This is a genomic window from Haemophilus parainfluenzae (assembly GCF_014931275.1).
Taxonomy (GTDB): Bacteria; Pseudomonadota; Gammaproteobacteria; order Enterobacterales; family Pasteurellaceae; genus Haemophilus_D.
The window spans coordinates 216,473-240,071 of sequence record NZ_CP063110.1; the positions used below are offsets into that span (position 1 = coordinate 216,473).

General features: G+C 34.6%; 24 protein-coding genes. 4 read left to right on the plus strand and 20 right to left on the minus strand.

The genetic code is table 11. From position 1 onward, the window contains the following. Positions 1–67: 67 nt before the first annotated feature. The 4 genes from INQ00_RS01085 to INQ00_RS01100 all read left to right on the plus strand — a co-directional run bounded on the left by INQ00_RS01085 (position 68) and on the right by INQ00_RS01100 (position 4,903). A complete protein-coding gene (locus INQ00_RS01085) occupies positions 68–1,990 on the plus strand; it encodes a TonB-dependent receptor plug domain-containing protein (RefSeq protein WP_197547037.1) in 1,923 nt (640 codons plus the stop codon). Positions 1,991–2,065: 75 nt separating this feature from the next. Continuing rightward, a complete protein-coding gene (locus tag INQ00_RS01090) occupies positions 2,066–2,851 on the plus strand; it encodes a substrate-binding domain-containing protein (protein WP_197547038.1) in 786 nt (261 codons plus the stop codon). Positions 2,852–3,201: 350 nt separating this feature from the next. Then, positions 3,202–4,179: a FecCD family ABC transporter permease gene (locus INQ00_RS01095; protein ID WP_197547039.1), complete on the plus strand. Its 978-nt coding sequence runs from the start codon at positions 3,202–3,204 to the stop codon at positions 4,177–4,179. Continuing rightward, the gene (locus INQ00_RS01100; RefSeq protein ID WP_197547040.1) at positions 4,172–4,903 is read left to right on the plus strand and encodes an ABC transporter ATP-binding protein; all 732 of its coding nucleotides are present in this window, start codon (positions 4,172–4,174) and stop codon (positions 4,901–4,903) included. The genes INQ00_RS01095 and INQ00_RS01100 overlap by 8 nt, the downstream gene beginning before the upstream one ends. 48 nt (positions 4,904–4,951) lie before the next feature. Here the strand turns inward: INQ00_RS01100 and ndk are convergent, their stop codons facing one another. The 20 genes from ndk to INQ00_RS01200 form a co-directional block, all read right to left on the minus strand. Then, the gene (gene ndk, locus INQ00_RS01105; RefSeq protein ID WP_197547041.1) at positions 4,952–5,371 is read right to left on the minus strand and encodes a nucleoside-diphosphate kinase; all 420 of its coding nucleotides are present in this window, start codon (positions 5,369–5,371) and stop codon (positions 4,952–4,954) included. Positions 5,372–5,381: 10 nt separating this feature from the next. Further along, on the minus strand, positions 5,382–6,683 hold the full coding sequence (gene pepB, locus INQ00_RS01110; RefSeq protein WP_197547042.1) for an aminopeptidase PepB: 1,302 nt from the start codon (positions 6,681–6,683) through the stop codon (positions 5,382–5,384). A gap of 18 nt (positions 6,684–6,701) precedes the next feature. Next, on the minus strand, positions 6,702–7,715 hold the full coding sequence (gene rfbB / locus INQ00_RS01115) for a dTDP-glucose 4,6-dehydratase (protein ID WP_197547043.1): 1,014 nt from the start codon (positions 7,713–7,715) through the stop codon (positions 6,702–6,704). Positions 7,716–7,730: 15 nt separating this feature from the next. Beyond that, positions 7,731–8,975, minus strand: coding sequence for an O-antigen ligase family protein (locus INQ00_RS01120; RefSeq protein WP_197547044.1), 1,245 nt, complete (start codon positions 8,973–8,975; stop codon positions 7,731–7,733). A gap of 5 nt (positions 8,976–8,980) precedes the next feature. Continuing rightward, entirely contained in the window at positions 8,981–10,876 is a 1,896-nt protein-coding gene (locus tag INQ00_RS01125) for a nucleoside-diphosphate sugar epimerase/dehydratase (protein ID WP_197547045.1), read from the minus strand. A 37-nt stretch (positions 10,877–10,913) separates the two neighbouring features. Then, positions 10,914–11,501 carry a sugar transferase gene (locus tag INQ00_RS01130; RefSeq protein ID WP_197547046.1) on the minus strand — a complete coding sequence of 196 codons (588 nt, stop codon included), beginning with the start codon at positions 11,499–11,501 and terminating at the stop codon, positions 10,914–10,916. A gap of 2 nt (positions 11,502–11,503) precedes the next feature. After that, positions 11,504–12,715, minus strand: a complete 1,212-nt coding sequence (locus INQ00_RS01135; RefSeq protein WP_040217510.1) for a DegT/DnrJ/EryC1/StrS family aminotransferase — start codon at positions 12,713–12,715, stop codon at positions 11,504–11,506. Between the two features lie 66 nt (positions 12,716–12,781). Then, positions 12,782–13,543, minus strand: a complete 762-nt coding sequence (locus INQ00_RS01140; RefSeq protein ID WP_232086608.1) for a glycosyltransferase — start codon at positions 13,541–13,543, stop codon at positions 12,782–12,784. Between the two features lie 76 nt (positions 13,544–13,619). Beyond that, positions 13,620–14,522 (minus strand): glycosyltransferase family 2 protein, encoded by a 903-nt coding sequence (locus tag INQ00_RS01145; protein ID WP_232086609.1) that lies wholly within the window; start codon positions 14,520–14,522, stop codon positions 13,620–13,622. Positions 14,523–14,543: 21 nt separating this feature from the next. Continuing rightward, entirely contained in the window at positions 14,544–15,176 is a 633-nt protein-coding gene (locus tag INQ00_RS09715; protein ID WP_269473882.1) for an EpsG family protein, read from the minus strand. 104 nt (positions 15,177–15,280) lie between these two features. After that, a complete protein-coding gene (locus tag INQ00_RS09850) occupies positions 15,281–15,523 on the minus strand; it encodes an EpsG family protein (protein ID WP_420026374.1) in 243 nt (80 codons plus the stop codon). Positions 15,524–15,634: 111 nt separating this feature from the next. Beyond that, complete coding sequence (locus INQ00_RS09785) at positions 15,635–16,030, minus strand: glycosyltransferase family 52 (protein ID WP_197547484.1); 396 nt, start codon at positions 16,028–16,030, stop codon at positions 15,635–15,637. After that, positions 15,976–16,536, minus strand: coding sequence for a glycosyltransferase family 52 (locus INQ00_RS09790; protein ID WP_197547049.1), 561 nt, complete (start codon positions 16,534–16,536; stop codon positions 15,976–15,978). The genes INQ00_RS09785 and INQ00_RS09790 overlap by 55 nt, the downstream gene beginning before the upstream one ends. Before the next feature lie 3 nt (positions 16,537–16,539). Beyond that, a complete protein-coding gene (locus tag INQ00_RS01170) occupies positions 16,540–17,733 on the minus strand; it encodes an oligosaccharide flippase family protein (protein WP_197547050.1) in 1,194 nt (397 codons plus the stop codon). Positions 17,734–17,739: 6 nt separating this feature from the next. Beyond that, positions 17,740–18,177 (minus strand): serine O-acetyltransferase, encoded by a 438-nt coding sequence (locus INQ00_RS09795; protein WP_269446108.1) that lies wholly within the window; start codon positions 18,175–18,177, stop codon positions 17,740–17,742. A gap of 62 nt (positions 18,178–18,239) precedes the next feature. After that, positions 18,240–19,409 carry a UDP-N-acetylglucosamine 2-epimerase gene (gene neuC / locus INQ00_RS01180; protein WP_197547051.1) on the minus strand — a complete coding sequence of 390 codons (1,170 nt, stop codon included), beginning with the start codon at positions 19,407–19,409 and terminating at the stop codon, positions 18,240–18,242. Beyond that, on the minus strand, positions 19,406–20,665 hold the full coding sequence (locus INQ00_RS01185) for a cytidylyltransferase domain-containing protein (protein ID WP_197547052.1): 1,260 nt from the start codon (positions 20,663–20,665) through the stop codon (positions 19,406–19,408). Before INQ00_RS01185 ends, neuC begins: the two co-directional genes overlap by 4 nt. 14 nt (positions 20,666–20,679) lie before the next feature. Continuing rightward, positions 20,680–21,717, minus strand: coding sequence for an N-acetylneuraminate synthase (gene neuB / locus INQ00_RS01190; protein ID WP_197547053.1), 1,038 nt, complete (start codon positions 21,715–21,717; stop codon positions 20,680–20,682). Between the two features lie 2 nt (positions 21,718–21,719). Continuing rightward, complete coding sequence (locus tag INQ00_RS01195) at positions 21,720–22,349, minus strand: acetyltransferase (protein ID WP_014064211.1); 630 nt, start codon at positions 22,347–22,349, stop codon at positions 21,720–21,722. A 2-nt stretch (positions 22,350–22,351) separates the two neighbouring features. Beyond that, the gene (locus INQ00_RS01200) at positions 22,352–23,485 is read right to left on the minus strand and encodes an LPS O-antigen chain length determinant protein WzzB (RefSeq protein WP_197547054.1); all 1,134 of its coding nucleotides are present in this window, start codon (positions 23,483–23,485) and stop codon (positions 22,352–22,354) included. Between the last annotated feature and the right edge of the window lie 114 nt (positions 23,486–23,599).

Genomic DNA, 23,599 nt, shown 5'->3' on the forward strand with positions numbered 1-23,599 from the left:
CTTGCCAGGCCTCAAATGTGTAAACTGCTGGCGCTTTTATACAGACTTTTATCCTAGGGATTTTAAAATGAAAAAAAATGTGATTACTTCAGCGATTTTATTAGCGATTCCAGCATTAGCTGCGGCTGAAGACGTGGCAAAATTAGATGTGATTAACGTCTATTCTGCATCAGCCACGCCAACTAGCCTTCATCAAACCGCCTCATCTGTTACTGTTTTAACTGAAAAAGATTTTGCACAACGTGGTGCGACTTATGTCAGTGACGTATTGAAAACGGTACCGAGTTTAGCCGTAAGTACTTCAGGCGGTCGTGGCACATTAACTAATGTATTCTTACGTGGTGCGGATGCAAACCACACTGCAGTGATTATTGATGGCGTGAAAGTGAACCCAGTTTCTGGTTATGGCTTTGATTTCGGTGGTTTAGCATTAAGCAATATTGACCGCATCGAAGTATTGCGCGGGGAGCAATCCGCTCTTTGGGGAAGTGATGCGATGGGTGGTGTGATTTATATCACCACGAAGAAAGGCTTAGAAAAAGGTAAAACCTTCAACGTCGATTACGATTTTGGCACAGGCTCTAATCGTACGGTAGATGGTTCATTAACCCTTTCAGGCTCAAATAACGGTTTCTATTATGCTTTACACGGCGACAGCCACCATACCAAAGGCATTTCAGCACTCAGCAACAACCGCTTTAACTACACGGCGCAAGATGGCACAGCGGTAAGTACTGGTGGTTCAAGCGAACGCGATAAATTCCATCGTGATAACGCTTCTCTTCGTTTTGGCTATGACGATAACCAAAAAGGTTTTGATTTCTTAACCTCTCACAGCAGCCAAACCGCTAACTTTGATAACAGCGCAACGGATGAAAAAGGTCATTACACCCGCACACGTGACACCTTATTCAAATTAAGTGGTTTCTTAGGTAATGATGATGAATTGCTTAAACACAAAGTTGGGGTAAGCCATCTCAAAACTGACAGCGATACCGTTGGCTATACATCGGCTTACGATGCGAAAAAACTCAACGCAAACTATCAATTAGACGTCAATTTCGATCGTGAAGGCACTCTCACACAAGGTTTAAGCTTTTTAACTGACTATCAAAAAACAGATTTCAACTCGTCTTATTTCAACAATGCTGGCAATAAAAAGCTTGTTGAGAAAAGCTTAGCAGCTGAATATCGTTTATTACACGACGCAGATCATAGTTTAAATATTAGTGGTCGTTACACTGACAGCTCTGAATATGAAAACTCATGGACTGGCCGCATCGCGAGCGCTTATCGTTTACATAATAACGTGAAAGCACACGCAAGTTTTGGTTCAGCGATTCAAAACCCAACGATCACTGAATATTACGGCTACAACGCGCGCTATATCGGCAACCCAAATTTACAACCAGAGAAAAGTTTAGGGGGCGATGTTGGTTTCTTATTTGAAACAGATAACAACCGCCACAGCTTTGATGTGACTTATTTCGCTCGCAACGTGAAAAATGCGATTAGCAGCGAAGTCATCAACTTCACCACTTATACAAGCCGCGCAGTAAATCTTGAAGGCAAGAGTAAAGTAAAAGGTGTTGAAGTGGCTTACAACGGTAAAATCACCGATGTATTAACTGCTTATGCCAACTACACTTACACCCAAACTCGAGACAGCAAAGGCGCTGAATTGGCACGTCGTCCGAAACATTTGGCGAACGCAGGCTTAGCATACCAAATCACTGAAAAATTAGGTACAGATGTAAATGTATCTTACACAGGCAAACGCATGGACACCTACTATTCACCAACTTACAGCACGCATAAAGTGAAATTGCCATCTTATACCTTGGCAAACTTAGGCGTGAACTATAAAATAGCGGATAGCTTGACGATTTATGCAAATCTTAACAACGTATTCAATAAAAAATACGAAAACGTACTAGGCTACGGCCAAGAAGGACGTAATGTTTACGTTGGGTTGAAAGGATCGTTCTAATTATTACCTACTAACAAGGGCGTGCTTAGCACGCCTTTTTACATTCTTGATGGCGTAGCGTATCATTATATCTATATGCAAAAAACTCGCTTAATTTTAACCGCACTTTTCCTTCCGTTTACCGCTCAGGCTTCGGAACAATTTGTCTCGCTTACGCTTTGCAGTGACCGACTGCTTATCGAACTGGCTGAGCCTTCGCAAATTGCTGCACAGTCACCTTATTCGAAAAAACCGTTGATGATGTTAGACAAAATCAATACCGATAAACCTGTGTTAGAACCGCAATTAACGGAATTATTGCCCTATTTGGATAAAACTATTCTGATTAATGAAACTTTTTATCCCCAATTAGTCGCAGAGCTGAAAAAACTCAATGTGAAGATTATTCCCATTAACGACAGCCCACAAACGCCAGATGAATTATTTACGTTGATTCTAGACTTAGGCAAACAACTGGGTAATGAGCAAAAGGCGGCAGATTTAGTAACAAAACTCAAATCGCAAAACTTTCACTTAAATCGACCGCTTACTGACACACTGATTTTGTCGGAAACGGGCGTAGTGGAAAGTTATTATCCGCAATATCCCGTGCTGTTAAATTTACTCGGATTAACGCCACTAAAAACGCCACTTACTGCACAAAATTTCTCGTTAGAAAAAGTGATTTTAAGCCAACCGAATGTGCTCATTTCACTGACTGACAAACAAGGTTACAATGCACAAGCCGAATTACTGCACCACCCTATGTTGCAAGATTTTTTCAAAAACCAACCGCTTGTCAGCATCCCGATGAAATATACCTATTGCTTTGATCACGGTGTGTGGCAAGGGGCGGAGAAGATTTATCAACAATTAAAATAATGTAGCTGACAAATCTCCCCTAACCCCTCTTTGCTAAAGAGGGGAACTTCATGATTAAATTAACCCAAAAATGACGCATTTACAGTCTTTATGTATAAATAATTAGAATAAAACATCAGAATTATAAATCTTGACACTATAATCCCACCCTCTCTACTAAAGAGAGGAATTGCATGATTAAATTAGCCCAAGATAATATATTTACAGCTTTTATGTATAAATGATTAGAATAAAACATCAGAATTATAAATCCCTACACTCTAATCCCCCTCTTTAGTAAAGAGGGGTTAGGGGAGATTTGACAAAATCAAATTAACAAATGATATTTGGATTACATAGGAAATTGATCATTGACCAAAACACTCAAATTAAATACCACACTTTTCTTCGCGTTGCTATTGATTAGCGGCTTTGCGGTTTATCATCAGCTAGGTGATTTCGCCCATCTCAAAAATGCGGATGGCGTGCTCACCGATATGCGTTCAATGGTGCTGTGGGATATTCGTTTTCCGCGCATTGGTTTAGCTTTATTGACAGGCGCTAGCCTAGCAATAGCGGGCAATGCGATGCAAGGTATTTTCCAAAACCCATTAGCGAGTCCAGGCTTACTCGGCAGTAGTGCTGGGGCAACAGCCGCTAGTGTATTTATCCTCTATTATTTTGCCGTGCCATTTTCACTGCTCTTAGCCGGTGGTGTGATTGGTGCGCTTTTAAGCTTTTTAATCGTGTATTTGATTGCTAAAAACTACGGCACCACGATGATGATTCTAAGCGGGCTAGCGGTCAATATGTTACTTGGTTCAGCAATTGCATTACTGCTATCCAACGCAGAAAGCCCATGGGCATTAGCTGAACTTTATCGTTGGCTACAAGGCTCATTGATGTGGGCGAAATTAGATACCCTGCTTATTTCACTCCCGATTGTTCTGGCAGGGGTTTTCTGCTTATACCACACTCGTCGATACTTAGATTTACTCACCTTTGGTGAAGAAACTGCGAGCACCATGGGCGTAGATCCGAAACGTAGCTTTTTCATCAGCACCTTTGGTGTGGCCTTATTAGTCGGTGCAACCATTCCACAAACCGGCACCATCGGTTTTATCGGCTTAATCGCGCCACACTTCGCCCGTATCTTACTGAAAGCTCGCCCATCACAGCTTTACCTTACTAGCGCGTTAATCGGGGCGTTATTACTGTTACTAGCCGATTTAGCCATTTTATATATCCCGCTGTTCTCACATATTTACATCGGCACATTGACTGCGCTTATCGGCGCACCTTGTTTGATTTGGATGTTATTAACGCAACAGAGAAAAATTTATGATTAGAATTGAAAAACTCACCCAATCCTATTGCTTAAATGACATCAACTGTACGCTTCCATCAGGTAAATTGATTGGCATTATGGGCGCCAATGGTGCGGGAAAGTCTACCTTATTGAAAACCATTGCGGGTATCTTGCCCCTCAAACAAGGGGAAATTTGGTTTGATGCTCAGCCATTAAGCAAAATGAATGCTCCCGAAAAAAGCCAATACATTGCTTATCTTGCACAAAATACGCAAATTCATTGGGATTTATCCGTTTATGATGTGATTGCATTAGGCTTGGCAGCTCCGTTACCAAAAGAAAAAGAGCGGTCAAAAATTCAAGCGTTTTCAGAAAAATTTGCGGTAACTCATTTACTCGATAAGCCATTTCAACAACTTTCTGGTGGCGAAAAAGCACGCGTACAACTCTCCCGCTGCTGCATTAAAGAATCTCCTGTTTTATTGGTCGATGAGCCTATTGCACCACTCGATCCTTATTATCAAATTGATATGATGGAACAGCTTAAATCACTCACACCGGAACATACGTGTGTCGTCGCAATTCATCACCTTTCGTTGGCTTATCAATTTTGTGATGAAATTGTTCTATTAGATAAAGGAAAATTGTTAGCTGTAGGTGAGACGCAAGCCGTGTTAAATGCGGAGAATTTAGCGAAAGCCTTTCATATTCGGGCTGAAATTGATCCAATGAAAAAGACTATCTCAAAAATTGAAAAGCAATAAAAATAAAAGCACTTAGCGATTCACTAAGTGCTTTTTTATAGAAATGAATTATGGTTGGATTTCTGAATCTACGAAGAAATAAGCAATTTCTCGTTTTGCGCTTTCAACACTATCAGAACCATGGACAGAGTTTTCACGCTGACTTAACGCGAAGTCTTTGCGGATAGTGCCTTCTGCTGCCTCAGCGGGATTCGTTGCACCAATCAAAGTGCGGTAATCTTTTACGGCATTTTCTTTTTCCAACACAGAAACCACCATCGGACCAGAGAGCATATACTCCACCAACGGTTCAAAAAATGGTTTACCTTGGTGTTCCGCATAGAAACCTTCCACTTGTTCTTTGGTTAATTGCACCATTTTAAGCGCAACGACACGGAATCCTTGAGATTCAAAACGCCCTAAAATAGCACCAATTAAATGACGCTTTACTGCATCAGGTTTAATAATTGAAAAAGTACGTTCTACCATAAAATCCTACTTAACTTGCTTTCGTTACTAATAAATTTGCTAAAGTTTTCACACCAATTCCGGTTGCGCCAACCGCCCATAAATCACTACCTGATTTACGATAAGTGGCCGAACAATCAATATGTAACCAACCTTGTTGATAGTTTTTCACAAAATACGATAAAAATGCCGTTGCAGTACTTGCGCCCGCGACAACCGGCGCTGTACCTGTATTTGCAATATCCGCAAAAGAAGAAGTGATTTGGCTACGATGGAATTCTTCAAAAGGCAAACGCCAGAACGGTTCATTTTCTTCTTTGGCAGCTTGGAATAAGCTATTTACCAACGCATCATCCATAGAAAGCACGCTGTGGTAATCATTACCGACTGCCACTTTCGCTGCACCGGTTAAGGTTGCACAATCGACAATAAATTGTGGATTTTGACTATCGGCTTCAATTAAGCCATCCGCCAATACTAAACGGCCTTCCGCATCAGTATTTAAAATCTCAGCGGTTACACCATTTTTATACGTGATGATATCACCCAATTTAAACGCATTACCGCTCACCAAGTTTTCCGCACAGCATAGATAGAGTTTTACTCGTTGATTTAAACCGTGTGCAATCGCAAATCCTAACGCACCTGTTAATAATGCAGCGCCGCCCATATCAGTACGCATCGTGCTCATGCCATCACTTGGTTTGATGCTATAACCACCACTGTCAAAAGTAATACCTTTACCCACTAAACAGGCTAATACAGGCGCATTTGGATCATTAGTCGGGTTAAAATCTAATTGCAACATAGCGGGTGGATTAATAGAACCACGACCCACAGTAAAGATCCCGTGGTAGCCTTGCTCTTTTAACGCTTCACCAGAAATGATTTGAAAACTGACCGCACTTTTATCGGCATAATTTTCGGCTTGTTTAGAAATAAACTCAGCCGCGCGTTCGGCTAATTTAACTGGCGTGAGTGTTTCTGCAGGTTCATTAATAATTCCACGCACAAAATCACCACATTCAATACGAGCCAATAATTCATCTTGTGGCTCATCATCTAAATGAGGAAATTCAATCGAATAATCTTGCTTCGCCGAGTAAAAACCTTGATAAAATGCCCAGCAATTTTCTAATTCCCATGCCTCCCCTACAAGTTCAACATCTTTAATACCTTGCCCACGTAACTTACGTGCGGCTTTTTGCACTAAAACAAGATTTGATTTTTCATCATCTTTAAGATGAATCACGGCTTGATCTTGATTAAAACTTAAAATGGCATTTTTGCCCCAACTCTCCGAAGCGGGAGTAGTTGATAATGTAATTTGCATGTGGTTGCTCTCCTTTATTTATCTATTATTCTCTAGATACCATTTTACCGTCTGACGAAGTCCTTGTTCAAAAGTTATTTGCGGTTGCCAACCTAATTCTTCATGAATTTTAGAACAATCCAATGAATATCGCACATCGTGACCAGGTCGGTCTTTTACAAAAGTAATTAAATCTTCGTAATACTTAATGTGATTAGGCTTATTTGGCGCAAGTTCTTCGAGTAATTGGCAAATTATTTTAACCACTTCAAGGTTTGTTTTTTCACAATTTCCACCGATATTATAGTTTTCCCCGACTCGACCTTTTGTTAAAGCTAAATATAAGGCTTGAACATGATCTTCCACAAATAACCAATCACGAATCTGTTGCCCATCACCATAAATTGGCAAAGACTTTCCCATTACAGCATTTGAAATCATTAAGGGGATAAGCTTTTCAGCATGCTGATAAGCCCCATAGTTATTGGAACTGTTTGTGATAATCACCGGCAAACCATAAGTGCGATGCCAAGCGTGTACCAGATGATCACTTGCTGCTTTTGAGGCGGAATAAGGACTACTCGGATGATAAGGGGAATGTTCAGTAAAGGCTGGCGCCGAAAGGGATAAATCCCCATACACTTCATCAGTAGAAATATGGTGGAATCGAAAGATCGTTTTTTTAGCTTCGTCTAAGGTATACCAATAATTCTTAGCAACCTCTAACAACGTATAAGTACCAACAATATTGGTTTGAATAAAATCAGCTGCTCCAGAAATAGAACGATCGACATGACTTTCTGCCGCCAAATGCATCACTGCATCAGGCTGATATTTCTCGAAAACGCTTTCTATCGCCTTAAGATCACAAATATCAATTTGCTCAAAAGCATAGCGAGGATTATTTTCTACCTCTTTCAAAGCTGATTGATTTGCCGCATAGGTCAGTTTATCAATATTGATCACATAATCTTGAGTATGGTTAATGATATATCGAATAAGGGCGGAACCGATGAAGCCAGAACCGCCAGTGATGAGGATTCTTTTGCTCATAAAAGGAATCACAATTTATTCAGATGTAGTAGCACTTTCATTAACCATGAAAGCATAAAATAAAAATAGAACAAAGAAGTAAAAGATATTTCCTGAATTATGTGCAAGAAATGACTGACTCATACAATAAATAATTATTGATAGTACATGCACAATACCTAATATCGATATAAGTTTTATTCTTTTATTCTCCTGACCCACTACTTTTCTGTAGAAAAGGTATAAAGGGACAATAAAAATACTCAATATGGCAATTCCTCCCACTATCCCTTTCTTTGCCAATTCATCTATAAATTGATTATGTAAATGTAAAAACGAGATTGACGCCTTAGTTACAACATCTTTATCCGCTAAATCTTTTTTATAATCTTCTAAATCCATTAAACTCCACCCAGAAATCGGATGCTCTAAAAAGGAGTTTAAACCAATCTTCCACATATCTAAACGTTCACCAACAGAGCTTATTTTATCGTAACCAGATAAATAAACATCTAATTGATATGTTGTATCAGAAATTCTCTCAGTAAATTGATTATTCATCATCAATAATGCTCCACCAAAGCACAAAATCACCAAAAGTCCTATCAATACCTTTCTTGATAATAAATATCTATATAAAAAAAGAAGGGTTATTACTATGAATGGGGCACTAATCCACCCTCCACGAGCAAATGAAAGGATACTAGCAAAGACTCCCAATATACCACAACCAACTGAAAGTAAAGCTAACTTACTTTTCTTTATATCTAAAAAATAAAAAGCAATACTAAAACTAAATAAGCCTAATGACATCGCCATATCCCCTGACTGGATCTTCATTTGGTAATAGAAAGCACTTTCCAAGTTTAAAATATAATACTGATAGAGAGCTACTACACCTGAAATAAAGGCTCCTAAAGGAATACTATAGAGCAAGACGTCAAATTTAACCGAACTATAAACTACAAAAATAATTACAGAGAGAAATAAAAATGCTCTTAATGGATTATCAATTAGATTAATTTTTTCCCCATGGAAGAAAATAAAGAAAAGCGAAACTAAAAAATAAAAAGTAGCCACCACAAAAATAGCTTTATTCTGCTTCACTATTGCTAAGAAACTTACTCTCTTATAGAGTAAATAACATAAAAATAATACACTTAAAACTAATAAGGCCGTCGAACCGTAGTTATGTCCTTTAGGGAACATCAAAAGTAAAGTAAAAAATAAAAATATAGATGCATTAATAAATAACTTAGGGAAAATTCCTATATTAGGCATAAATCTTAATCCTTATATAATACATCTACAATTTCTGTAGTCGGGTTAAAGCCTGTAGGAGCATTTAGCAATGTTTGACGAATAGCCATATAATTGGCATCTTTGCAAGAATTCTCTAATTCAGACAACACTTCAGATAATTGTTCAAATGGTAAATAAACCTCTTCAGCTGTCATAATACGGGGATGGGTTGTTTTACGAACATTATCTCCGCCAATTAACAATTCTTCATACAGCTTCTCGCCTGGACGCAACCCTGTATAAGTAATTTCAATATCACCTTTCGGGTTGTTTTCATCCTTAACCGAGAGCCCTGATAATTGAATTAAGTTTTTAGCTAAGTCCACTATTTTAACTGGTTCCCCCATATCTAGAATGAAAACATCACCACCTTTCGCCATTGCTCCAGCTTGAATAACGAGCTGAGCCGCTTCAGGAATAGTCATAAAATAACGAATGATATTAGGATGTGTAATAGTAATAGGACCACCTTTTAGAATTTGCTTTCTAAACAATGGAATAACTGAACCTGATGAACCCAATACATTACCAAAACGAACCATACTGAAACAAGTTTGGGAACTGTTTAATTGTTCAGATAATGCCTGTAAACACAGCTCAGCCATACGTTTACTTGCCCCCATCACATTTGTTGGGCGAACCGCTTTATCTGTTGAAATGAGTACAAACGATTTCACATTATGTTCTGCGGCGCATCTTGCAACATTATATGTACCAAATACATTATTTTTCACTCCTTCAATCACATTATACTCAACCAAAGGAACATGCTTATATGCTGCAGCATGATAAATAGTATCAACACTAAAATGAGATAAAACACGATCTAGGCGTTCAATATCCTGTACATTTCCTAAAACAGGATAAATTTTAGTGTTTGTAATATTATTTTTCTTCGCAATCTCTAATAACTCTTGATGAATGGAATAAAGAGAAAATTCTGAAAGTTCAAATAAAATTAAAGCATTTGGCTCATTTAAAATAATTTGACGACATAGCTCAGATCCTATTGAACCGCCTGCTCCAGTTACCATTACAGCTTTATGAAAAATATTTTTTTGCAATAAATCTTTATTTGGTAATACTGGTTCTCGTCCTAATAAATCCTCAATGTGAACTTCTCGTAACTCATCAATTTTTGCATTCCCTTGTAAGATATCTTCCATGTCAGGAATAGTTTGAACCTTAATTTTTAGAGGAATTAAACTATCAATTATTGTCTTACGCTCGCTACGTGATGCACTAGGAATCGCTAACAAAATAACTTTAATATTATATTTTTGAACAAGTTTTGGAATATCATTTGGCGAAAATATTTTACTCCCTAAAAGATAACTTCCATGTAGCTTAGCATTATCATCAATAAATCCGCGAATGCGATAGCGATAAGCATGTTTAAGTAACACTGCTAGTTGACGCCCTGTTGTACCAGCACCGTAAATCAAGACAGATTCATTATCTTTATCTAAAATTAAACTAACATAATAGCGAACCAACATTCTTGCACTACCACATAGCAAGAACACATAGGAAAAATAAATAATAGGTACAGTTCTAGGTATATCCGAACCGATAAAGAAAGAAAAGAAAATAAGGCTAACAGCTGAAACGAAAGCGCCTCCAGCTACCATTGCTAAGGCCTTAAAAGAAATGTAACGCAAGACTGCACGATAAAGCCCTAATTTAATAAACGTAAAAAGAGTTATCGCAATGGTGCATAATAAAGTTGTCCAAATTTCTGTATCATCAAATGCAACTATTCCACCTAATCGAGTCCAATAAGCTAGAAAAAACGCAGATATTAATAAGACAACATCAATAAAAAGACTAATTACTCTCTTTTTAGTTCTCGACATTCCAAATACTAGAGAATAAATCATACAAATATCCTTAAGTTAGTAAAATTGGTTAAACAATCTACCTAACAATCTTCAACAATGTTAGAAAGATTATTTTAAAGTATTCTGATACATTTTTATTCTGAATATACTTCATATTATATTTAATCTTCTCAGGCATGATCTCTTCAATATAAGTCTTTTCAGGATCATTAGACTTCCCTAAAATTTCATTTTCATCCATATACTCAATAGAAGCATAATCAGTAATCCCTGGCTTTACAGAAAGTACTTTTTGTTGTTCATCAGTATAAAGTTCAACATATTTTCTTACTTCTGGACGAGGACCAACTAAGCTCATATCACCAAGCAGTACATTAATCAGCTGCGGTAACTCGTCAAGTTTATATTTACGAATAAAATAACCTGAACGGGTAATTCTAGGATCTCGACCACCTACCGTAATTAAGCCCTTTTTATCAGCATCAACTACCATCGAGCGAAACTTAAACAGACCAAAATCGATACCATTCCGTCCAACTCGAACTTGCTTATAAAAGACTGGACCTTTTGAATCAATCTTAATCCAAATGGCTAATACAATGAAAATAGGGGCTAGAACAACTAGCCCAACTAAACTTAGAATAAAATCAAAAAAACGAATCACTTTTACTTAACCTTATTATAGGCATTAACAACAGTATCAATTACAAATTTCACCTGCTCATCTGTTAATTGAGGATAGATAGGAAGAGAAATCTCACACTTATAGTTATTATATGCTTGCGGGTAATCTTCAATTTTATACCCTAAGTTCTTAAATAAAGTCAGCATTGGCATTGGGATAAAGTGAACATTTACAGCCACTTCACTCTTAGCTATTTCATCAATCATCGCATCTCGTTGCGCTTCAGTAAAATCTTTAATACGTAAAGCATATAAATGATATGAAGTTTCTTTTTCGCCTTGTTTCGATGGCGGTAAAATTGCCCAATCATATTGTTTAAATGCTTCGCCATAAGTATCAAAAACACGTTTACGTTCTTTCAATAAATCTTCGTAAATACGAATTTGTGCTAAGCCAATCGCTGCATTCACATCTGCCATATTAATTTTCATACCTAGGCCAGTAATATCGTATCGCCAACCACCGGCTTTACTCTTAGAGAAAGCATCTTTAGTTTGACAGTTTAATGCCATTTGGCGAAGCTCTCCATAGAGTTTAGCGTTATCAAAAGGTGCTGGTAAGTTAATACAAATTGCACCACCTTCAGCTGTTGTAACATTTTTTACGGCATGCAATGAGAAAATAGCAATGTCAGTTTCACTTCCTGTTCTCATGCCCTTTTTGTACCAAGCACCTAAAGAGTGTGCTGCATCATTCAATACTAAAATACGGCCAAGTTTTTCTTGATTCTCGCTTTCAGCCTTAAAGAGCGGTCGAATTTCTGAAGATTTTACCAAATCCATAATTTCATCATAATCGCAAGGGAATCCAGCAATATCAACAGGCATAATAGCTTTCGTTCTTGGTGTAATTGCTTTTTTAATCGCATCCAAAGAAATATTAAAATCTTCTGAAGTATCTACCATTACTGGTTTAGCTCCCGCATGCAATACCGCTAAAGCTGTTGCGCTATAAGTATAAGCAGGCACAATTACCTCATCGCCTTCTTTTACGCCGAACCAGCGAAGCATCATAATCGCTGCAGAAGTCCAAGAGTTTACACAAAGCACTTCTTTGGCCCCTGAGAATTGTTTAATTTCCTCTTCTAAAGCTTTAACTTTAGGCCCTGTGGTAATCCAGCCTGAACGTAAAGAATCTACAACTTCATTGATTACATCTTCATTAACATATGGAGGAGAAAATGGAATTTTCATGTTTTTATCCTTTCTATCTAAATAATTTATATAATAATTTTTTCACAAAACTTGGAGAAATAGACATCAAAAATAAGCAATTGCGTAGATATCAGCTTTAATACCATAATTTAAATCTCTATTTATATGAAATAGGCGGAATTTTAATAGCCCAATTGTTTTTTTCCAATTTGCCCTGCGCTTATAAAAGTCGGAACTGCGTCTGAATTTCAATCCAATATAATCAATATTTGCCAATCTGCAGTTATTTAAGAATGCTTGATACCACAATAAAGTATCTTCCGCTAAAGCAACTTCCTTACTATACCTTCCCGCTTTATCAAAAAAAGTCTTTCTGAACATAGCTGTTGGATGAGCTATCGGATCTCGTTTTTCAAAAAATTGATATAACTCGTTATGAAGAAGAGGATATTCTACTTTATCATTGATAACACTATCATTTTCATCAATTTCACAAATCCAGCAACCAACCGCATCAACATCTACATGCTGTTGTAAGAACTCAAGCTGGAGTTTAAAACGATCTCTTTCAGCTATATCATCCGTATCCATTCTAGCAATAAAATTCCCCTTAGCAACCTTCAACCCTTCATTTAATGCTAAAGCAAGCCCCATATTTTTAGGTAATGGAACAGATACTAACTTAGTTCCTATTTTTTCTTTCCAGTAGTTAACTGCTGAATACAAATGATCTGATAAGATACCATCTTCAACCAAAATAATTTCATCAGGCCTTAAAGTTTGGTTAGTCCATATACTTTCCATGGTTTTATGGAAATATTCTGGTTTCTCTTTATGATAAATAGACATCAAAACTGAAAGATTCATATTGCACCCTATGTCGATTTATACAACTTAACTAAAATACTTAATAAAAGACTAGATAATCTAAAGCCCATATATGTTAAACAAAAATAAATAATCCTTTTTTGTTATTTCTCGTATTCTTTGAATACTTAGAAAGCCATTTATATTTACTTAACATACGTTTAACATCAGGATTTTTTAAAAATGGTTTCACATAAGGGATAACTTCCAAATAATAATGCGATAAATACAAATAATCAGCATCCCTGATCTTCTTTGAACCTGAAAGCACATTTTCTATATTTAAAAATAGATCTTCCAAATTTTTCATTTTAAGCTTATAACTAATACTTCCTTCCCTATTTTGTCTATACATATAAACTCCTTTATTATAAATATAATAAGAGGCTATATGCTGTGAAAGCTCAAAACACCACTGCACATCTTCTGATGTCATATTTAATGGAAATGAAATATTATTAATAGCTACAATATCCTTTCTTATACATTTATTACATGCAGATGGATACCATATACCATTATCAATCAACGAATATAAGTTATCAGAAAAGTTATTTGAAGTGGAAGACATTTCAGACAAATCAAACTGATACTCCTTAATTCTATCCTTGCCGTAATAATAAGAGTAGGGAAAAATAATAGTATCTGGTGAATGAGTTTCAATTATACAATTAAGATTTTCCAAGAAATCATCATCTCTCCAAAAATCATCACCATCTAAAAATAATAAGTAATCACCTTCTGCTTGATTTATCGCCACATTCCTTGCGCTAGAGAGGCCACCATTTTCCTTATTAACTAATTTTATACATCCATTTTTTTCACTCAGTTCTTCGCAATGCTCAAATGTTGCATCGGTAGAACCATCATTCACCAAGACAATCTCATAATCTTTAAAAGATTGCTTTAAAATACTATCTATACAACTAACGATATAATCCTGCACATTATAAGCAGGCACAATTACAGAAAATTTCATAACTTTCCTTTCTAGTTATTTTTAGTTATAATGAAATATGCTCGTATAAGGAGATATTTGTTTATTTTTTCCAAATTCTTTATTACTATCTAAAATATCTTTATGATACAACACAACCCAAAAACTAAAGCATAAAAATAGAATAATTTTATTTAACTTCAACCTTGAATCAACCAATAATTCCACTGACAAAATCAAAGCTATGCTAAAAGCAGACAATATTCTATTAAATATATAGAACTTTATAGATATAAAAAGAGATAGTAAAACAAATATATTTATTAGAACCACTATATTATACTTTTCCGTGGCAAATCTGTCCTTTCTCAAGAAAATAAATGGAAGTAATATAAAATACTGAAAAATCATACCTAATCCACTCCCTATATTAGTTTCTCTTGCGTACTCATCCATAGATAAATATCCTTGATATTTTGTGCCAGAAAGAATATTTAACTCTAAAACCAAGTCAATAATATTAAAACTTAAAACAAAATAGCATAAAAATATAACAACCATCATAGCTATTCTAGACACCCGGAAAAATCTTAATAAAATCAACGGGAAAAATAAAAATGATACATTGTGAAATAATGAAGACAAACCCACCAGTAAAATATACTTCATATACTTATTTTCAAATAATAAAAACAAGCATAAAGAATTATCACCATAGATAAACTCTGTCTCATTTCATTCAGACTACTAAGATAAAAAGTAAAATATATGAAGCCAAAAATAAGCTAGGACATTTGGATTTAGTTAAACATAGATATAGAAATAAACATTGAATAGCAGCCATAGTCACAAAAAATAAACTGATGGTGAAGACCAAATAGCATATATAGTTTATTTAAATAATAAAATCCTATCTCTAAGGGCCAATTCTCATTGTAATAGTCTAAATTATTATAGATATCTACGTAATGCGAATAATCAGCTCCTGTATTCTCTCTTAATGCTGAAACCAAAAGAGAGGAAGTAGGGCTAAGATAAAAAATACATGTTTTAACTTTATAACCTTTGCAATCTCAGCAAAAAAAACTAATATAATGCTAATAAATAACATTAAATCATATATAAGAAATGTTTCTAGCATAGATTAGCCAAACCTATAATTTCTCAATCGGGATATCAAACTTTCTCATCAATTCCGATTCTTTTTCAAATCCTTCTACCTGAATAGACACTGGATGAATTCTATTTTCACCCAATATATTTATAATCGCTGAACTATATATAGTATATACATATATCTCTTTATAATTATTTAATTCATTACAGATGATATCTTCAAAAATTAAATCTGAATTATAATACTTCACTCCATCGACAACAAAGCTCTCTTTGGGGTGGGGGAGGTAATAATCAATATTATATTTATCTATTATTTTTTTAAACAAATCTACATTTTTAGTATCATCATTATACAGTCTTTGCCCTAAACATATTTTTAATACACCGTTAAGAGCATTACCAACACTATTATTAAATTTAAATATAGAGATTCTTTTAGTATTTTTATGATATTATCCATATCATATATAGTATAATGTAAAGATGATATATCTTTTAATGTATTAATATCATGATCGATCATAAAGATAAACTTAATAAACTTAAGCTTCCAGCTTTCATTATTTTGATAAAGCATACTGTTTTTCAAAATATTAGCAGTTCCATCATCAAATGTTATTAGCTCATTAAACTTGAGAGATGAAATAATTGATTGAATCAATATATTTTCTATATTTGCAACAAAGATCTTATCAAATTTTTTATTAAAGAATCTAATCTTGTAATACAAAATAAGGCATACTAACTTTATTGAACTTTTACAATAAATCTTATTTAAAATATGACATAAAACACCAAATAAATTAAAATATCTATCTACTTTCTCGGAAAAATGATTAGAAAATAATATTCCGTAAAATTTCTCATCTTCATAGTTTTTAATTATCTCTTTTGCTAAAAGAGTTTGTAAAGGGGTTGTGCATATAATTAAATTCATATTTTATTTAACTCTCGATGTCATGATATATAAAAAAGGAAGTATAATACCTGCTCCTAATATGCTAGCAAAGGGGACATATTCAACCCCAAATTGCATAAAGATCGACAACCCTCCTAAATACAGTATTGTAGAAAGGATTGAGCATAATGATATCCATTTATTCTTTCCGTAAAAGAAAAGGTAATTTACTAAAATTAGATAAGGTACCGAGAACATTGTGGCAATAAGGAACATAATAATATAGTACTTTGTTCCCCAGAACTGTTCCCCTAAAACAAAAATCACAAATTCCTCTGGAATTGCCCACATAATAATAGAAGGAATAGGAATTAAAAGTAATGAAAGCAATGTTAGTTGGTGTACTTTCTGTAAAGTAATCTTCTTTTGTTTTAATGCTTCATAAAAATAAGGTATTGCAGCCTTATTTATTGCTTGAATAATGACTGCAAGCACCAACGCAATTTGAGCCCCCATAGCATAAAGACCTAATTCAGATTCGGTAAATTTATTATAAATAAATACTCGATCTAATTGACCTTTTATAAACATGCTGATCTGATGAAAAGCTAACGGAATACCAAATCCTAGAAAATATAGAAAACCTTTTTGATACTCTGCTATATTAAAAGACTTTCTTCTATGCTCCCTAAAATAGGAAAAATAAACCAATATAAATATTATTAAGTTACCTAAGAATAGTGCAAGAAATCGCTTGCCAACAAGATCACTGTGAGAGAACTCCAAAAATAATACCGTTAATAATGTTGTCAACAATGCACTTCCAATTTGAATTAAAGTATACGAGATTGCCTTTTTCTGACACTGTTTTATACATAATTGAACTGTTAAGAAAGTTTGGAAAATTGAGATCAAAATTAAGTATGCTAAAATTTCAGAATGAAAAAAATAGCAAAATAACAATCCTACGGAACCTATCAGTAAGGCGTAAGCATATCCTGAAAATAAGATCAAATTTATCGAGCGCTTTCCATAAAAATAAAAGTACCTTGTAACAGCACCTTCTTGACTGAAACTAATAATAATAATAAGTAAAGATAATATTGTTTGATAATAGGATAATTCCCCAAAGCCGTTTACACCTAATTTTCTAGACAAATAAGGTAACAGTAAAAATGGGAAAATTTTAGCAACTATCTCACCTATTAAGTAAATAACACTATCTTTTAAGATCATAAATTATCATTTATAAATGAAAGTATTAAAACCAACAACCGTTGTGCCATCAGGAACATCTTTTGTAACTACAGCATTAGCGCCTATTATGCAATTTTTACCAATAGTAATATCACCTAAAACCTTTGCCCCACATCCTATAATAGTATCTTGACCAACAATTTGCTGACATGGTATACCTCTTTTTTCTTTCTCGTCAAACCTTAATGCACCGAAAGTAACATTCTGATGGATAATAACTCCATCAGCTAGCACTGCTCCACCACCAATGACAATTCCTGTAGGATGGCGAAAAACAACATTACCTAATTTACAACTAGGCGTAATATCACAAGCAAACTTACGAAATATCCTTTTATGCAATAAAAAGACCAATAGACTATTAATTTTACGAAGAAATTTACTATCTTTATATCTTTCTATATTTTGATTAAAACGTTGCATCAATCTTATTAAAAAGATCAACTCCTCACTTAATGACCTTAAAAAAAATCTATACAATTTCATTACTTATTCTCTAAATCATAAAACCGCTTCGGTTTATTTTCATTCTCACTAGCTAAGAACGCTTTAATCAGTTCATAAGCCTTTTCTGATGAATTTTCTTGATAATACGGATTTACCATTGTAGGCAAGCATTTTTGGAAATCATCAGATAATAAATGTTGAATCCCTTGTTCAATAGATTGTCGGTTACTTTCTACATCAATAACTGATTCACCACGAACGCGTCCTTCTTGCCTTTTCCCAATATTTACTGTTCCTACTTGTAAAGAAGGCGCTTCTAACAAACCTGATGAACTATTACCTATTAACCCTTTTGAATACTTAATTAAAGCTAAATATTCCTCCGGTTTTACCGATGTGAAAAATGCAAATCGATTTTCATCTGCATAACTTTTTACTTTGGCAAATATGACATCGGAATGCGTGTCAGAATTAGATCCAATAAACACAAATTGATAATCTGACTTAAAGGAATCTAATGCTAAAAGAAGCTGATCAACTTGCTCTTCTACAGATTGCCCAGTAATAGTTTCAGGATGAAATGCAACCATAAAATACGGTTTATTTTGCAAATTTAACTTAAAAAACAACCGCTCTTTTGATGGCAATTCTAAACTTAGTCCATTTTCAGCCCCAAGAGAGCCAATGTTATGCACACTTTCAGGAAGTTCGCCAAGCTGAATCACTCGTTTACGATATACTTCTGTCGCTGTGAGATGCAGTTTTGCCATTTTTGTAATACAGTGGCGAATAAACTCATCATAATTGCCTAATGTTTGCTCGCCACCATGCAAATGAATTAATGGAATGTTATGTATTGCAGCAGCCGTTGCTACAGAAAGTATTTCATAACGATCACCTAATACCATTACTGCATCATAATGATTTTTCTGGAAATGTTTACCAAAGAGATCGAGGGTTTCAGCCATTGAAGTTAAAATTGTTTGGTTATTTTGGCTATCAAGTTTTACTGCTATTCTCTCAGCAATATTAAACCCATCTTGCTCAATCACATTTACGGTATTTCCATATTGAGGAGCAAGGTGCATAGCGGTTACAATCAATGAAAAATCCAACTCATTGTCTTCTTGTAATCGTCTTAGTAAGCGCTTAACAATACCGTATTCAGCACGTGAGCCTGTTACATAGGCAATTCTCTTTTTCGTCATAGCTCTGATTTGATGATCTCTTCCAATAACTGATAGCCTTGTTCATTCAAATGTAAGCCATCATTAGTGTAGTCTAAGTTTAATTTGCCATAGTGATCACTAAATCTGCTATCTAGAGCAATCCATCTTGCAGATTTAAGATTTTCTTTTAGAAATGCGTTAAGTTCTCTAATCACTGCATTATTACGATCAATCCTTAAGGCCACAGGGGTAATTTCTAAGAAATAAAGCTGAATGTTATTATTGATTGCTTTTAATTTTTCAATAACTTGCTGAATGTCTGATAAAATTTGCTCTTTTGTCCAATCAGCATACACGATATCATTAGTTCCAAACATCAAAATAGCTTTATTACCTAAAGATTTAATCAATCCTTGATCTAGAATCAAATCAATATATTGTTTAGTAGTAATCCCCGCAATAGCTAAATTATTAACGGCTTGGTTGTTAACTTCTTCAATATTCCAATAATCTAAAATTGAGTGACCAATTAAGCTGATTTCTTTTGTTTGATTAAAATTATCTTTCTTAGCGGATATTGTTTTTTTGATGGTTTCTAATAGGATTTTATCTTTATTACGTTGCTGAAGAATAAAATAGAAATATTCGAAATCAAGACGATCATCAATATCAACTGAAACTTCTTTAGCCATAAAATACGCAACACACTTCTCTCCATAGAAGTGTTTTTGCTCTAAATAAGCCTGAGGTTTTGCAGAAAAAATTGCCCCATTTGGTGAATACTCTGGATGATATTGCTGGCGAGCATAATTAGAATAATCTAATTTAAAGTTTTTTAAACTCTCATCCTCATCAATTGGACGGGTTAATGTTGTTGGTTTATGCGCATCAGATACAGAAACTAAAAAATCAAATTTATCAAAATGTGCTTCAAATTTTTTATTCGCTTCTTGAATATGTTGAGCAGTTCTTAATGGTGAAGTTGGTTGCAGCAATACAAAATAATCATAATCAACATGACTATATCGATTCAATACATCTTCAATTACGACAAAAGAACTTGCTTTATCTGAGGATAGCTCGGCAGAACGTTTTATAAATTCAATCGGATAATGAGAAAGTAAATCAATATATTCTTGAGAATCTGTACTTACGATAATCTTTTCAAACTCTTCACTTTCTAATGCAGCCTCAATACTATAAGCCATTAGAGGTTTACCATTTGCAAATAAAACATTTTTATTAGGTAACCCCTTTGAGCCTGATCTCGCTGTAATAATTGCAATTTTCTTCATAATTTTAACCGCTCTTATTCTTGATTTGAGAAACGACTATCTTGAATTAATTGATCTTCTTCAAAATCCATTTCCGCATCTTTACCTAAAATATCATACCAACGCATCGGACTAATACCATTTCCTGGACGTTTAGTGGTCAAATTCTCAGTCGTATAGGTTTCGCCTTTTTTAATTGGGCAAGCTGCAATAATGGATTTACGGGCCACAATTTTGTTTTTAGCTTCAGAAACAGTAACAATTTTCTCAGAAGAACCTAATGATTTTTCGACAGCTCGAATTCCTTCGCAAAGCAATTTCAATTCCTCTGGTGTCACAGATGCTTTATGATCTGGACCTTTAAAATTTTTGTCTAAAGTAAAATGTTTTTCAATGAAAGTAATACCATACGGGACAGCTGCAAGCCCTGCAAAATAACCTACAGAATGATCTGAAAAACCCAAATTATAATCAGAGAATAATGTTTTTAACTGATAAAACGCATTTAAATTTACATCTTCATAAGGGGTTGGGTATTCGGTATTGCAGTGAAGAATAGTAATCTCTTCTTTCTTCATACCATTTTTTTCTAATACAGATAAGGCATCTTTGATCTCTTCAATAGTCGCCATTCCTGTTGAAATTACCACGCTTTTTCCTTCAATCGGCAAACTAGCAATTTTCTCTAAGTAAGGTAAGTTAGTTAGTTCGCCAGATGGAATCTTCCATACTTTTTGCTTTTCACTAGCAAGAAAATCAATAGACTCCATATCAAATGGCGTAGAAAACACTTCTAACCCTAAAGAACGCGCATAAGCTTCTAATTTACGAAATTCATCATAAGAAAGCTCTAGTTTACGAGTCATTTCAAGCTGACTATCTGCAGTACCTGTAGTTATTTTTTGATATTCCGCTTTCGGAGCATATTTTGAAATCAGTTTATCTGCTTTAAATGTTTGAAATTTAACTGCATCAACACCACATTCCTTTGCAACATCTATCATTTTCTTTGCTAACTCAGGATTTCCATTATGATTACAACCAATTTCAGCAACAATAAATACTTGACTCATTTTTATTCTACTTCCTTAATAAATTTTGCTGGAACACCAGCAACAATAGTACGAGGTTTTACGTTACGAATTACAACTGCACCTGCACCAACTACAGCACTTTCCCCGATTCTCAGTTGGCCAGTGATCACCGATGAGCTTCCAATAAAACAATAATCTTCAATTATAACATCACCATTTAATGTACTATTTGTAGAAATATTACTGTGATCGCCAATACAACAACCATGCTCAATTAATGACTTAGTATTGATAATAACATTATCTCCAATAGTAACACCGCTATTTACTATGGCCATTTTCCCTACAAAAACCCCTCTACCTAGAGAAGAGTTGTTAGATACGACCGCTGTTTTATCAATGATGTTAATAACGTCACATTGATATTTCATAAGCTTTAAATATTTATCTAGGCGATAAGTGTTATTTCCGATACTTATAAAAAAACTGTAATGTTCCCTTTCTTGGAAATCATCAATCGTTTTAGCAAGAATTGGATAACCTAAATGACTCGTTCCTTCTGGTTTAAAATTATCAATGAATCCACAAAATTCATATCTTGATAAATCTAAAGAATCTAGTACAGATTTCGCATAGCCACCTGCGCCAATAAAAACTACTTTCTTTTTCATTATTAACGTTTTTTAGTACTTTGAATCAATGAACTCAACAAAATAATAAAACTAGAAATTATCAAACCAATAATAAACCCAATTACAATAATTAATCCTTTTTGGGGCTTATCTTTAATCACCGGATAGTCTGGCTCACTTAAATAATAATATCCGCTAACAGCGCCTTCTTTCTCTACTTTTTTCTCTAATGCATTTAATAAATTAACTTGTTTTTCAATATTATAATAATTCAGTGGATAGACTAAAGGTGCATTTTTCAAGGTATTGACCTGAGCTTGCAAGTACTTTTCTCCCAACATAAATAAATATGAGCCATCACTGAGTTTTGAATCACTAAATGGTACCTTTGCATCACCTAACAATACTTCTGGTACGCTTACATTACCACTTAAAGATTTTGAATAATCTTTAATCCCAGCTGATTTTGCGATATCTAATGCCGTTGTAAGATTTTCTAACTGAATTTGACGCACAGTTTCCGTATCTCGTTCAATCTTGTTTTTCTGAACTTCTAATCCACTAAGTACCAAATTAATATTTGCTAGAAAGTCTTTTTTATTTTCAGCAAGCACCCATTGGTTTACAAATTGGATATAGTCCAATAATACATTCTGCGCATCTTTTGGCGTCTCAGCAGCAAAACTAACATTCACACCAATTGAATTTGGATCTTTTTTAGGATCTGGTATGGTAACAATCAGATTTTTATCGACCCAAATAGATAACAGTTTTTGTTTAGCTTCTTCGGAATTAGCATTTTTGTCTGCATAAGTGTTAAACCAGGCAGATTGAGAAAAGAATGCCTCTTTCAAGCTACGTGAAAATAAAGCCGTTTTAAAGTCATTAAATACCTTTTCTGAAACTTTATCTTGAGAAAAATCTTTGATATCTAGAATAGATGCATATTCGCTACGAAATGATAAATAATCGCCTAAATTGGCCACCTTAGGCGCAATTACTACTGATTTAGATGTCCATTGCTCTTTAGCCGTAAAAGCATAGCCTGCCGCAATGGCGGTACAAACAAAAGCTGATAAAATAATCCATAGTTTTTTCTTCCACAGATTTTTAACTAATTCAACCAAATCAATCTCATCCGACTCATTTAGTTTTTGATAACGACTATCACTCATTATTAATCCTTTCTGGTCAATTGAATATACTACAAACTCACCGCATTCTACCCGACTTCCCCTGCTCTAACAAGGGAATTAAAATAATCTTAATGAATAATGGCTAATCGTAAT